The sequence below is a fragment of the Pseudomonas sp. CC120222-01a genome (assembly GCF_003097235.1).
Taxonomy (GTDB): Bacteria; Pseudomonadota; Gammaproteobacteria; order Pseudomonadales; family Pseudomonadaceae; genus Aquipseudomonas.
On sequence record NZ_QEQQ01000009.1, the window covers coordinates 59,954 to 73,358 of the forward strand.

The following is a 13,405-nucleotide window of genomic DNA, read 5'->3' on the forward strand; positions in this document are numbered from 1 at the left end:
CTATTTTGCCTTGCGGTTTGGGTATACTGCGCCAGCCAAATTCAACTCATGCAAGGAGCACCATGAGCCGCCGTCAGGAATGCAACCGATGAGCGTCCCGCTGAGCGAACAGATCGGGGCCATGGGCCTCGTCGACCAGCTGCGTCATCGCGAGATGGAGATTCAGGAACACCTGAACCTGCCCCAGCGTCGCGCCGAAGTGGCAGAGCGGATCCGCAGCTATTACCAGAACAATGGCATCGCCTTCGATGACGCAACGATCGAAGAAGGCGTATGCCTGTTCTTCTCGCGCCGCCTGGTGTTCGAGGCCCCCACGCTCAACCTGACCCAGCGCCTGCTGGTACGCCTGAACATGGCCCGCGGCACGCTGCTGAAGATCACCGTAATCGTCGCCGTGACGCTGGCCCTGCTGCTGGGCCTGAACTGGTCGGAGAACATCCGCGCGCAAAGAGATGCCACGCAACTGGCAACGCACAGCCAGGCCCTGCAGCACCGCCAACAACAGATGCTCGAGCGCCTGAAGGCAGTGACTCTCCCCACGGAGGATCGCCAGGCACTGACGGGCTGGGCCGTACAGGCCGGGAAAGACATCGCCAACCAGAAGCTCAAAGCAGCGGAAAACACGCTCGGTGTGCTGGATGACTACCTGGACTACGCCGCCGAGCCTCTGACCCTCTCACTGGTCGACCGTCCCGGCGTCAAATCCGGCGTGGAACGCTGCTATGAAGCAGCAGGCTGCAGTCCGAACAGCCTGCGTGGCAAGAGCTGGTACCTGATCGTCGAGGCCCTGGACGCCACCGGCAAGCCAACCCAGGTGCCGGTGACCAGCGTCGAGGATGGCAAGACCCGCTGGGCCGACCAGTTCGGCGTGCGCGTCAGCCATGACGAATACCAGAAGCTGCGCCAGGACAAGCTCGACGATGGCCATATCAACCAACGAGTCATCGGCGACAAGCCCGCCAACACCCTGGCCCTGCGCTTCACCCAGCGCACCAGCTCGAACCCTGACATGATCCTGCAATGGTGACGCCATGACCCCGACAGCCCTCGCCAAAGCACTTGAGAAAAACTCGCGCCAGGCCGAGAAACACCTGCGCCAGGCCGAGGAGGCCTTGTACGCCGAGGCCGAGCAGGAAACCCGGCTCGAACACCTGATCGCGTCGAAACTGAGCGAAATCGCCGGCCTGCAACTGGAAGCCAACCCCGCGCAAGACCAACACACCCGACAACTGCTCGAACAGCGCGAGCTGGAGCGTAAAGCGCTCGGCCAGCAACTCGAGCAGGTCGAACGGTCCATCGCCAGTACCCTGGCGAAACAGCAGGCGATACGCCAGGACCTTGGCCAACTGGATGCCAAGGCCCAGGCCTTGCTGGAACAGGACCCGGCGCATCGTCGTTTGCTCGAGCAGCTCGACGCCGCCGACCTGGCCGAACGGCAAGCCCAGGCCGGCTACGCGGAAATCCGTGACGAATGCGCCAGCAAGCTGCAAGGCTACGCCACTCACCCGCTGTACTGCTTCCTCAAGGCGCGCCAGTACGGTACCGAGCAGTACCGCCCCAAGCTTTTCCAGCGTGCGCTGGACGACTACCTGGCCCGCAAGGTGGACTTTCGCGTCAACCATGCCAACGAGCAGATCCTGCTGGCCATGCAGGCCCGCAACGAGACCCTCGCCCAGACCCTCGCCGAGGCGCGGCAGCAGTTGCAGGCACAGCACCAGCAACAGCTGGACAAGGCTCGCGAGAGCCTCGGCATGCAGGCGTCGATGACCCAGGAGCAAGACCTCGACACCCAGCTCGGCGAGGCCAAGGCCCAGGCCAGCGCACTGCACGCGCAACTGGCCGCCTTCAACGAGCAGCGTGACCCGCACCTGCAGCAACTGCGCCAGGCGATCGCCGAGCGACTCAAGGAGCGGCCACTGGCCGAACTGATTGTCGAAGCGGCCAAGACCCCGGACGAGCGTGACGATGTACTGGTCGGCGACCTGCAACTGCTGCACGCCCGCCTGCGGGAACTGCAGCAGCGCCTGAAGGCCGCACGCGACGAGGCCGCCGACCAGCGCCGCCGCTACGAGCGCGCCAAGACCCTCGAATATGCACTGCGCGACGACCATTACCGCGATCCGAGCAACGAATACGAGCTGCCCCAGCCGATCGAGCAGGTATTGGCGGGCTACATGCAAGGCCAGTTCGACACGTACGCCGTGCAGAAGCTCCTCGACGAAAACCGCCAGTACGTGCCGCTGCACCGCCGCGGCGATGCCAGGAACCACCAGTGGGGCTCCGCATCGACCTACACCTCGGGCGACTTTGCCGGTTCGCGCAGCTCATCCAGTAGTACTTTCCACACCTCAAGCAGTTCAGGTGGCGGGGGTTTCAAAACCACCCACAGTTCAGGTGGCGGCGGCTTCCGCACTACCGACAGTTTCTGACACATTCCCCAGCCAACCCAGACAACCACTCAGGCAAGGACACCCATGAGCCAATACCTCCAACGCGCCCTCGACGGCCTGCGCCAACTCGGTATTTCCTTCAGCCAGCCGACCCAACCGGCCCCGGTGCTGGTATTGCTGGACAAGGTCGCGCACTACGACGAACAACGCGTCACCGGCATTGCCGCAGTGCTGCAACAGGCGACCCTGTTCAACCAGACCGTGCGCGAACAGATCGCCGGCATGGACATCTCGCACCGCTACATGAACATCACCGACAGCTTCACCTCGATCCGCGAGGATGCTGCCGCGATGGCCTCGTGGATGGACGACGGGCGCCTGGACACCGTCGAACGTTTGAAGATGGCCTGGATGAACATGCGCCGCGGCTCGATCCCGAGCCGTTTCGAGGACATCCGCAAGCACTATCTGGATGTGTGCGAAGCCGCCAGTGACCAGATCACCCGGGAAGGCCTGATCCTCGAGTCGTACATGGATTTCCGCCTGGCCATGAAGAATGCCGAGATCGATGCCCAGCAGGTGCTGACTCTCGCCGGGCAGTCGCTGCAGCAGCGCACCCAGGCCCTGGATGCCGCCAACGCTACCGTGGCCGCCGCCGAAGGCCAGGAGCCGGCCCAGCGGGCAGCCCTGGAGCTGGCCCGTGACGAGGCGGTACGCGCCTTGCAAAACGAAGACAAGAGCTACCAGATCGTCAAGGACATCGCCGACGACCTGCGGGTTGGCTACAACACTGCCGAGATGGTGTTCGCCCGCATCAGCCAGGTGCACGTGGTCAAGGAGCGCCAGTACCAGCGCATGATCTCGTTCTTCTCCACCAACGAAGTGGTGCTCACCAGCCTGGCCGTGTCGTTCACCGCCAACCAGGGCATGGCCGAAGCCACCCACACGCTCAACGCCACCACTGCAGGCATCAACAAGGGCCTCGAGGCGCTGGGCGAACTGGGCAACAAGCAGCTCGGCGCAGCGATGAAAGCCAGCTACGGCTCGACCCTGCGGGTCGAATCGGTACGTGCACTGGCCCAGGCCACCCTGGACTTCCAGAACGACATGAAAGGCCTGACCGAGACTTACCGCGCCGAGTCGACCAAGGCTGCGCAGGACATCTCCAACGCCGTTGAAGACGCCAAGCGCGCCTTCTCCAACCTTCTGACCAAGGCTGCGCAGTGAAGCAAGGCTCGCTCAGCGAACAGATGGGGGCCATGGCCCTCGTCGACCAGCTGCGCCTGCAGCATCGGCAGGTTCAGGACCACCTGGACCTGCCGCGCCGCCGCGAAGAAGTGGCTGAACGTATCCGCACGTATTACCAGGCCCAGGGCATTGTCTGCGACGACGCCCTGATCGCTCAGGGGGTGCGGGCATTCTTCGCCGAGCGCCTGGTGTTCAAGGCCCCCGGGCTGTCTCGCCGGTGCCGCTCATTGTGCTGGCTGATCATGCACCAAGGGCGCATCGCGGTACTGCTGTTTCGTGCGGCGCTGCTCATCGGCACCTTCGCCCTGGTGGTGAAGCTCGAAGCAGTGACCCGCTAGCTGGCGGTAAAAAAAAGGGGCGCCGACCAAGCGCCCCCATAAGCCGTAAAGCACACAACAGATTCAGTTGGCGTCCAGCAGTGCCATCGCCTCGGCGCTGCACGCCTCGATCCGCGCCCAGTCGCCGTTCTTGATCCAGCTGCTGTCGAGCATCCAGGTGCCGCCCACGCACATCACATTGGGCAGTGCCATGTAGTTGCGCACGTTGGCCGGGTTCACGCCGCCAGTCGGGCAGAAGCGAATGTCACCGAACGGGCCGGCAAAGGCCTTGATAGCTGCCACGCCGCCGCTGATTTCCGCCGGAAACAGCTTGAAGCGGCGGTAGCCCAGGGCATAGCCCATCATGATCTCCGACGGTGTGCTGATGCCTGGCAGCAGCGGGATCTCGCTGTCGACACCGGCTTCGAGGATGTCCTGGGTGATGCCCGGGGTGACCACGAACTGCGCGCCAGCGGCTTCCACCGCCGCGAACATGCTGCGATCGAGCACGGTACCGGCACCGACACACAGCTCCGGGCGCTGCTCGCGCAGCACCTGGATGGCCTTCAGGCCATGCTGCGAACGCAAGGTCACTTCCAGGGTGCGGATACCGCCAGCAGCCAGGGCGTCAGCCAATGGCAGGATGTCTTGCTCACGGGCGATGGTGATTACCGGCAGGATGCGCGCCTTTTCGCAGACGGCATCGATCCGGGCGGCTTTATCCGCCATCGAAAGCTTGGGCTGTGGGCGTTCAAGGGTGGTCATGACAGTGGATCCTTGGCTCATGGGCACCAGTAGATGCTCAGGGGGTCGTGAAGAAAGGCGCGAATCGGCATTTCGGAAAGGTCGTTGCCCGCCAGCGCGGCGCGCAGGGTAGCGAGTTTGCCCGGGCCTTGCACGGACAGCGCGATGAATGCCGCGCTGGCCAGCAGCGAGCGCGTCATCGACAGGCGCTGATGCGGCACGCTTGGGGCCAGCATCGGCAGGCAACGGCGCTTGCCGTTCGGGTCCAGGCCTTCGGCGAGGTTCGGGCTATTGGGGAACAGCGAGGCGGTGTGGCCATCGTCGCCCATGCCCAGCACCAGTACGTCGATAGCTGGCAACTCGGCCAGGGCCTGGTCGGTATCGACCGCTGCGCTATCCAGGTTCTCAGCCTGCTGGTAGAGGCCCACGAAGCGCGCCTTGGCGGCAGCCCCCTTGAGCAAGTGGCGGGCGAGCAACCCGGCGTTGCTGTCGGCATGTTCCACCGGCACCCAGCGCTCGTCGGCCAGGCTCACGGTGACCTTGGCCCAGTCCAGTTGCTCGCTGGCCAGCTTCTCGAGGAACGGCACCGGGCTGCGACCGCCAGACAACACCACACAGGCCTGCCCATTGGCGGCAATCGCTGCGCGCAGACGTTCAGCCACGTCATGGGCCAGGGTTGCGGCCAGTGCCTTGGCATCCGCCAGGTCGTGCACTTGCACGGTCGCTGGCAGCTTCAATTCAGATATCGCCATACCACGCCCTCCCATCACGGGTGATCAATGCAATCGAGCTCATCGGCCCCCAGGAGCCCGCTGCGTAAGGCTTGGGCGCATCGCCCGCGTTACGCCAGCCGGCGATCAACTGGTCACACCACTTCCAGGCATACTCGATCTCGTCCTTGCGCACGAACAGGTTCTGGTTGCCGCGCATCACTTCGAGCAGCAAGCGCTCGTAGGCATCCGGAATCCGCGCACTGCGCCAGGTGTCGGAAAAATTCAGCTGCAGCGGGCCACTGCGCAGTTGCATGCCCTTGTCCAGGCCCTGCTCCTTGGTCATCACCCGCAAGGATATGCCTTCGTCCGGTTGCAGGCGGATGATCAGCTTGTTACCGATCTGCAAGCGCTGTTCCGGGGCGAAGATGTAGTGCGGCGTTTCCTTGAAGTGGATGACGATCTGCGACAGCTTCTGCGGCATGCGCTTGCCGGTACGCAAGTAGAACGGCACGCCCGACCAGCGCCAGTTGCGGATGTCGGCGCGCAGGGCGACGAAGGTTTCGGTGTCGCTCTGGGCATTGGAATTGTCTTCTTCCAGGTAGCCCGGTACCGGCTTGCCGTCACTGTAGCCGGCGATGTACTGGCCGCGCACCACGCTGGTGCTCAACCCTTCGCCAGTGATCGGTGCCAGCGCCTTGAGCACCTTGACCTTCTCGTCGCGGATGCTGTCGGCCGACAGCTCGCTGGGCGGGTCCATGGCGATCAGGCAGAGCAGTTGCAGCAGGTGGTTCTGGATCATGTCGCGCAGCTGGCCGGCCTTGTCGAAATAGCCCCAGCGGCCCTCGATGCCGACCTTCTCCGCCACGGTAATCTCCACGTGGGAGATGGAATTCTGGTTCCACTGGGTTTCGAACAGGCTGTTGGCAAAACGCAGGGCGATCAGGTTCTGCACCGTCTCCTTGCCCAGGTAGTGGTCGATGCGATAGACCCGGTTTTCCGGGAAGAAACGCGCCACGGCATCGTTGACCCGCCGCGAAGACTCCAGGTCATGGCCGATGGGTTTTTCCAGCACCACCCGGGTGCGCGCGGCAAGACCAGCCTTGTCGAGGTTCTCGCAGATGGCACCGTAGACGGCCGCCGCCGTGGCAAAGTAGGCGATCAGCGGCTGGTCGGCAGACAGTTGTTCGGCCAGGGCCTGGTAGCCCTCGGGCTGCAGGAAGTCCAAGTGCTGGTAGCGCAGGCGGCCGAGGAAACGCCCCAACGCGGCGGGCTCGATTTCAGCCTCGGCCACATGCCGGCGTAGGTGCGTTTCGATGGTGTTCAGGTGATCCTCGGCGCTGCCGGCCTCGCGGGCCAGCGCCAGCAAGCGGGTGTCCGCGTGCAGGAGGTTGGCACGGTCGAGCTGGTAGAGCGCGGGAAACAGCTTGCGCAATGCCAGGTCGCCAAGGGCGCCAAACAGGGCAAAGGTGCAAGGTTCGACACTGATCGCAGCCATGATGTTGGTTCTTTCCTAAAGTTGGTCTAGGAATACCGCTTTCACACACGGTTTTCAAGGGATAATGTAGTAAAAACCACAACATTACACACAAGCGTTACAGACAAGTGGTACGCCAATCGCACCGACAGTACGATAGACGACCGTGCAAAAAGCCTGCTGCTCCCACAGCCGGCTGTCTTCCCGACCCAAGGACACACCCATGGACCGCGTGCGAAACCTCCTGGAACAGATCCAGGGACGCCTCGACGAGCTGAACAAGGCCGAACGCAAAGTCGCCGAAGTCATCCTGCTCAACCCGCAACAAGCCACCCGCTTCAGCATCGCCGCGCTGGCCCAGGCAGCCAAGGTCAGCGAACCGACCGTCAACCGCTTCTGCCGTTCGTTCGGCGTCAGCGGCTACCCGGAGCTCAAGCTGCAACTGGCGCAGAGCCTGGCCAGCGGCGCGGCTTACGTCAGCCGCGCGGTGGAAGCCGACGACGACCCGGCAGCCTACACCCAGAAGATCTTCGGCAGCGCCATCGCCTCGCTCGACAGCGCCTGCCAGCAACTGGACCCGCAACAGGTCAGCCGCGCCGTGGACATGATGATCCAGGCCCGGCAGATCCACTTCTTCGGCCTCGGCGCCTCGGCGCCAGTGGCCCTCGATGCCCAGCACAAGTTCTTCCGCTTCAACCTTGCGGTATCGGCTCATGCCGATGTGCTGATGCAACGCATGCTGGCCTCGGTGGCACACACCGGCGACCTGTTCGTGATCATCTCCTACACCGGGCGCACCCGCGAACTGGTCGAAGTGGCACGGCTGGCCCGGGAAAACGGCGCCTCGGTGCTCGGCCTGACCGCTGCCGGCTCGCCGCTGGCCCAGGCCTGCAGCCTGAGCCTGCACATCCCGCTGCCGGAGGACACCGACATCTACATGCCGATGACTTCGCGGATCATCCAGCTGACCGTGCTCGACGTGCTGGCCACCGGCATGACCCTGCGCCGCGGCGTGGACTTCCAGCCGCACCTGCGCAAGATCAAGGAAAGCCTCAACGCCAGCCGCTACCCGATCGAGGACGACGAGCTCAACTGAGCCGGTGCGCCTGCAAGCGCAGGTGTGCACGCTGCCCCGGCGCCAGGCTCAGGCCCTCGCCACTGCCGCTGGCCGCCTCGACACAGACGAAGCCCTGGCACTCACGGCCGCTGACGCCCATCAGCGGCCGGTTGCCCGGGTGCCAGACCACGGTGTCATCGCTGTCACCCGTGTCGATGCACAGCTCCCGCTCCCAGGCCGGGTCCTGCAACTGCACCCGTGGCGTGCCCGGGTAGACCTTCTGGCAGCCGCCCTTGAGCTTGAGCGCGCCGTCTTCACGGCAGGCCTGGCGGCTCAGGCGGTCATAGCCTTCGATATCCTCAAGCCCAGACAGCGCTATCTCGGACACGTCACTGATACGCCAGTAGGCCAGCAGCGCATGGCTCAGCTGGCAAGGTTCGCTGTCCTGGTGCTCGGTGCTCAGGCTCAGTTCCATGCGGTTACCGAGCCTGGCGTGCAGGTCTACCTGCCAGTCGCACAGGTCCAGCCGCCACTTCAGGCTGACGCCCTCCTCGTCCTCGCGGCTGTCCACCAGCTTCCAGTCCAGCAAGCGTGCCCAGCCATGGGCCGGCCACAGGTCTTCACTGGGGTGGCGGCCATACCAGGGCCAGCACACCGGCACGCCACCGCGAATGGCACCCACTTGCGGCCACTGTTCGGCACACCACAGCCAGGGCCGCTCGCCGGCCGGCTGGAAGTGCAGCAGTTGCGCGCCCTGGCGGCTGAACACCGCCTGGCATCGGGGATGGTCGATGATCAGCACATCGCGCTGCTGGTAACGCTCCCACTCGAATGTCGGCCGCGGCCGCTGCGAGGAAAAGAAGCGATGTAGCGGATGTTCGGGCATGGTTCCAGGCTCTTGTTGTTTGAGATAGCGCTGTCTCGGCCTATCCCCGACAACCACTGCAAGCCAGTGGGTGCCGGGAGCCGAATTTGGATTGGCGTAAATTTACAACAAGTGGGCTTAGAAAGACGACTGAATCTTCAAACCTGCGACCAGCGCGTTGTCCACTTCGTCGACACCGCCCGGGCTCTTGATGTACTGCAGGTTGGGCCGCACGGTCAGCCAGTTGGTGACGTGGAAGCCGTAGTAGAGCTCGGCGTTGTACTCGGTGCGCTGCAGCGGCACGAAACCTGGGTTGTCGTAGTCGTCGATACCGCTCTGGGCATTGAGCAGCTCGGCACGCTTCTTCACATCGTCATTCACATGAATGCGCGCCACACCGAAACCGATGTCGTCCTTGGGCCGGGCATCGAAGGCGCCCTTGTAGACCAGGCCGACCTGCTGGTAGTTGTCGACCACGTTGGTGGCCTTGTCATGCACGGTGAAGTTGGCGAACAGGCTCAGGCCGCGATTGATGTCGCCGCCATGGGCGGTGACCTGCTGCTGCGCCACCACCCACCAGCCGTGCTTGCTCGAATGCGACTTGAAGTCCTGACCGGTGACCGCCTGCGGGTTGCCGTTGACGTCCTCGAACACGTCATCGGCCTTGGCCGTGCTGTAGTAGTAACCCAGGCGGTATTCACCCGGAAGGTCATTGACCTTGGGCGACCAGACCATCTCGACCGGCAGGATTGCGCCCTTGGTGCCGCTGCCACTGAGCTTGAAGCCGTTGCCGGTTTCCAGGTTCGATGGGTTCTGCTCGTAGGCGCCGACTTGTACGAAGAATTCCGGGGTGATGCTGTACTTGACCCGCAGTGCCCACTGGCTGACCGGCCAGTTGTACCAGATGCCGCCGACCCAGTTGCCCACCTGCGAACCGCAGAAGGCCAGGTTCTGGAAGTCGCAAGGGAAGCTGTTGAAATCCTCACCTTCACCGAAGCGGCCGACTTTCACGTCCAGCGCGCCGTCGAAGTACTTCTGCTTGACCCACATCTGCGTCAGGCGCCAGGTCTGGCCACGGCCCCACACTTCCTGCACCGAACTGAACTGCCCGGCGCGCGGGTCGCTGATGCGGTCGTTGGACAGGTTGCGGCCACTGCGTTCGGTGATCGCCAGCTTGAACTCGGCATCGTGCCAACCGAGGATCTTCTGCAGGTCCAGGTGGGCGCCAAGGGCGAACTGGTCACTGTAGCGCGCGGTCTTGTCGTCGTTGTAGCCGCCATGCAGGTTGCCGGCCACCTCGCCCACGTAGTCGAGGGTGAAATCGTAGCCCTTGTCCAGCAATTCGGTGCGGGTGCCGCCCCAATCGCCGGTCATCCATTTCGACTCGCTGGAAAATGCCTCGGCAGCTTGCACGCCGCTGCTGCCGACCACGGCGAGCAGGGCCAGTGAACCCAAGGTCCTGATGCGATTGCGCTGTTCCATCCCTTTGCGTCCTCTTTTTTCTTATTGATGGTGTAGACGGGTTAGCGGCCCTTGAAGTGAGCCACGTTGTCCTTTACGGCGGTATTGCTGCTGGCCAGGTGCAAACGCTCGCCGCTGTCGGCGTCGAACAGCAGCACCCGTGCCGGGTCGAACTGCAGGTTCAGGCTGTCGCCTACCCGGCAGGCGATGTCCGGCGCCAAGCGGCAACACACCTTGGTCTGGTTGAGGGTGACGAACACCAGCAAGTCCGGCCCGGTGGGCTCGGTCACCTGCACTTCGGCGCGGATACCCGGCAGGCCGTTGCCCTCGCCTGCGCCCAGGGCAATCTGCTCGGGGCGGATGCCGAGGATGATCTCGCGACCGTCGAGGTCATCATTGGCCGGCCCCAACGGCAGTTCGCAGCGTGCCTGGCCGCTGTCGAGCACCGCCAACAGGCGCCCATCCTGCTTGGCCAGGCGCACTGGAACGAAGTTCATCGGTGGCGAGCCGATGAAGCTGGCGACGAACTGGTTGGCCGGGTCGTTGTAGATCTGCTGCGGCGTGCCGAACTGCTGGATGATGCCGTCCTTCATCACCGCCACCTTGTCGCCCAGGGTCATGGCCTCGATCTGGTCGTGGGTGACATACACCGTGGTGGTTTTCAGGCGCTGGTGCATCAGTTTCATTTCAGTGCGCATCTCGACCCGCAGCTTGGCATCGAGGTTGGACAGCGGCTCGTCGAACAGGTAGATCTTCGGCCGCCGCGCCAGCGCCCGGCCCATGGCCACGCGCTGTTGCTGGCCACCGGACAGCTGCGCCGGCTTGCGTGCGAGCAGGTGCTCGATCTGCAGCAATTTGGCCACCCGCGCCACTTCTTCATCGATGGCCGGCTGCGGCAGCTTGCGGATCTTCAGGCCGAATTCGATGTTCTCGCGCACGCTCATGGTCGGGTACAACGCGTAGGACTGGAACACCATGGCGATGTCGCGATCCTTGGGGCTCATGCCGCTGACGTCCTGGTCATCGATGAGGATCGCGCCGCCGGTGATGTTCTCCAGGCCAGCGATGCAGTTCATCAGGGTCGACTTGCCGCAGCCCGAGGGGCCGACCAGGATCAGGAATTCACCATCCTTGATCGACAGCTGGATGTCCTTGAGCGTGTCTGGCAGGCCGCTGCCGTAGGTCTTGTTCACATTGCGAAGTTCGAGCGTTGCCATGACTTACCCCTTGACCGCGCCGGCCGTGAGCCCGCGGACGAAATATTTGCCTGCCACCACGTAGACCAGCAGGGTTGGCAGGCCGGCGATCATCGCCGCCGCCATGTCGACGTTGTATTCCTTGGCCCCGGTGCTGGTGTTGACCAGGTTGTTCAGGGCCACGGTGATCGGCTGTGAGTCGCCGCTGGAGAACACCACGCCGAACAGGAAGTCGTTCCAGATCTGGGTGAACTGCCAGATCAGGCAGACCATGATGATCGGAGTCGACATCGGCAGGATGATGCGGCGGAAGATGGTGAAGAAGCCGGCGCCGTCCAGGCGCGCAGCCTTGACCAGGGCATCGGGGATGCTCACGTAGAAGTTGCGGAAGAACAGCGTGGTGAAGGCCAGGCCGTAGACCACGTGCACCAGCACCAGGCCAGTGGTGGTGCTGGCCAGGCCCAGCTTGCCGAGGGTGAACGACGCCGGCAGCAGCACCGTCTGGAACGGCAGGAAGCAGCCGAACAGCAGCAGGCCGAAGAACAGCTGCGAGCCGCGGAAGCGCCACATCGACAGCACGTAGCCATTCAGCGCGCCGATGGTGGTAGAGATCAGCACCGCCGGCACGGTGATCATGATCGAGTTCCAGAAGTAACCACTGACCGTGCCCCAGGCCTTGACCCAGCCAATGCCGGTGATCACGGCGGGCCAGCTCAGCAGGTTGCCGGTGCTGATGTCTTCCGGCGACTTGAAGCTGGTCAGCAGCATCACCACCAGCGGCACCAGGTAGAGCAGCACGGCGATCAGCAGCACCGCATGGATCGCGATGCGGCTCAGGCTCAGCGCTGGTTTTTCCGAAAGGCTATGCATGGCGCTTGCTCCGCAGTTCCGAGTACAGGTACGGCACGAGGATCGCGAGGATCGCCCCGAGCATCAGGATGGCACTGGCCGAGCCCATGCCCATCTGGCCGCGGCTGAAGGTGAAGGAGTACATGAACATCGCCGGCAGGTCGGAGGAGTAGCCCGGGCCACCGGCGGTCATCGCCGCCACCAGGTCGAAGCTCTTGATGGCGATGTGCGAAAGAATCATCAGCGAGCTGAAGAACACCGGGCGCAGGCTGGGCAGCACCACGGTCCAGTAGATGCGCGGCAGGCTGGCACCGTCGATCTGCGCGGCGCGGATGATCGACGGGTCGACCCCGCGCAGGCCGGCGAGGAACATCGCCATGATGAAGCCCGAGGCCTGCCATACGGCGGCGATCACCAGACAGTACACCACCCGGTCAGGGTCGATCAGCCAGTCCAGGCGAAAACCCTCCCAACCCCAGTCGCGCAGCAACTTGTCCAGGCCCATGCCGGGGTTGAGCAGCCATTTCCAGGCGGTACCGGTGACGATCATCGACAGCGCCATGGGGTACAGGTAGATGGTGCGGATGAAGCCTTCGCGGCGGATGCGCTGGTCCAGCAGCACGGCCAGCAGCACGCCGATGGCCAGGCTGATGGCGATGAACAGGCCACCGAACAGCATCAGGTTCTTGCTTGCCACCCACCAGCGGTCGTTGTCGAACAACCGGGCGTACTGCGCCAGGCCTGCCCATTTGTAGGTCGGCAGAAAGGTCGAGGTGGTGAAGGAAAGGACGAAGGTCCACAGGATGTAGCCGTAGAAGCCCACCAGGACGATGAACATGCTCGGCGCCAGCACCAGTTTCGGTAGCCAGCGCTGCAGAGCGTCCAGGGGGGAAGCCCGCAGTTGGGCGGTTGCTGTTGTCATGGGTCACCTTTCAGGCGCTGCCGCACTCTTTGTGGGAGCGGCCTTGCGTCGCGAAAGGGCTGCGTAGCAGCCCCGGGGCCGGATGAGCGAAGTGTTCTGAAAGGACTGCGCTGCCTGGTTTGGGGACCGCTCTGCGGTCCTTTCGCGACGCAAGGCCGCTCCCACAATC

General features: G+C 63.8%; 13 protein-coding genes. 5 read left to right on the top strand and 8 right to left on the bottom strand.

The annotated features are described in order from the left end of the window. Positions 1-88 precede the first annotated feature (88 nt). From N430_RS13580 to N430_RS13595, 4 genes are read left to right on the top strand one after another with little or no spacing between them, the layout of a single operon-like run. On the top strand, positions 89-1,027 hold the full coding sequence (locus tag N430_RS13580; protein ID WP_110637356.1) for a DUF6384 family protein: 939 nt from the start codon (positions 89-91) through the stop codon (positions 1,025-1,027). A gap of 4 nt (positions 1,028-1,031) precedes the next feature. Continuing rightward, the gene (locus N430_RS13585) at positions 1,032-2,429 is read left to right on the top strand and encodes a hypothetical protein (RefSeq protein ID WP_110637358.1); all 1,398 of its coding nucleotides are present in this window, start codon (positions 1,032-1,034) and stop codon (positions 2,427-2,429) included. A 45-nt stretch (positions 2,430-2,474) separates the two neighbouring features. Continuing rightward, the gene (locus tag N430_RS13590; RefSeq protein ID WP_110637360.1) at positions 2,475-3,617 is read left to right on the top strand and encodes a merozoite surface protein 3b; all 1,143 of its coding nucleotides are present in this window, start codon (positions 2,475-2,477) and stop codon (positions 3,615-3,617) included. Continuing rightward, positions 3,614-3,976: a DUF6384 family protein gene (locus N430_RS13595; protein WP_110637361.1), complete on the top strand. Its 363-nt coding sequence runs from the start codon at positions 3,614-3,616 to the stop codon at positions 3,974-3,976. Before N430_RS13590 ends, N430_RS13595 begins: the two co-directional genes overlap by 4 nt. 63 nt (positions 3,977-4,039) lie before the next feature. Here the strand turns inward: N430_RS13595 and N430_RS13600 are convergent, their stop codons facing one another. Genes N430_RS13600 through zwf form a run of 3 tightly spaced genes read right to left on the bottom strand, consistent with a single transcriptional unit; the run spans position 4,040 to position 6,907 of the window. Then, positions 4,040-4,720 (bottom strand): bifunctional 4-hydroxy-2-oxoglutarate aldolase/2-dehydro-3-deoxy-phosphogluconate aldolase, encoded by a 681-nt coding sequence (locus tag N430_RS13600; RefSeq protein WP_110637363.1) that lies wholly within the window; start codon positions 4,718-4,720, stop codon positions 4,040-4,042. 17 nt (positions 4,721-4,737) lie between these two features. Continuing rightward, positions 4,738-5,451 carry a 6-phosphogluconolactonase gene (gene pgl, locus N430_RS13605; protein WP_110637365.1) on the bottom strand — a complete coding sequence of 238 codons (714 nt, stop codon included), beginning with the start codon at positions 5,449-5,451 and terminating at the stop codon, positions 4,738-4,740. Further along, complete coding sequence (gene zwf, locus N430_RS13610; protein ID WP_110637367.1) at positions 5,438-6,907, bottom strand: glucose-6-phosphate dehydrogenase; 1,470 nt, start codon at positions 6,905-6,907, stop codon at positions 5,438-5,440. The genes pgl and zwf overlap by 14 nt, the downstream gene beginning before the upstream one ends. A gap of 211 nt (positions 6,908-7,118) precedes the next feature. Here zwf and hexR point away from each other — a divergent pair, with 211 nt between their 5' ends. Further along, complete coding sequence (hexR, locus tag N430_RS13615; RefSeq protein WP_177326722.1) at positions 7,119-7,982, top strand: DNA-binding transcriptional regulator HexR; 864 nt, start codon at positions 7,119-7,121, stop codon at positions 7,980-7,982. Here hexR and N430_RS13620 read toward each other — a convergent pair. The 5 genes from N430_RS13620 to N430_RS13640 form a co-directional block, all read right to left on the bottom strand. Then, on the bottom strand, positions 7,975-8,829 hold the full coding sequence (locus N430_RS13620) for a D-hexose-6-phosphate mutarotase (protein ID WP_103445509.1): 855 nt from the start codon (positions 8,827-8,829) through the stop codon (positions 7,975-7,977). The two genes, hexR and N430_RS13620, sit on opposite strands and share 8 nt — an antisense overlap. Positions 8,830-8,946: 117 nt before the next feature. Beyond that, positions 8,947-10,290: a carbohydrate porin gene (locus tag N430_RS13625; RefSeq protein WP_110637369.1), complete on the bottom strand. Its 1,344-nt coding sequence runs from the start codon at positions 10,288-10,290 to the stop codon at positions 8,947-8,949. 41 nt (positions 10,291-10,331) lie between these two features. Then, complete coding sequence (locus N430_RS13630) at positions 10,332-11,486, bottom strand: ABC transporter ATP-binding protein (protein WP_110637371.1); 1,155 nt, start codon at positions 11,484-11,486, stop codon at positions 10,332-10,334. A gap of 3 nt (positions 11,487-11,489) precedes the next feature. Continuing rightward, positions 11,490-12,335 (bottom strand): carbohydrate ABC transporter permease, encoded by an 846-nt coding sequence (locus N430_RS13635; protein ID WP_110637373.1) that lies wholly within the window; start codon positions 12,333-12,335, stop codon positions 11,490-11,492. Further along, positions 12,328-13,236, bottom strand: a complete 909-nt coding sequence (locus N430_RS13640) for a carbohydrate ABC transporter permease (RefSeq protein WP_110637375.1) — start codon at positions 13,234-13,236, stop codon at positions 12,328-12,330. Before N430_RS13640 ends, N430_RS13635 begins: the two co-directional genes overlap by 8 nt. Positions 13,237-13,405 lie beyond the last annotated feature (169 nt).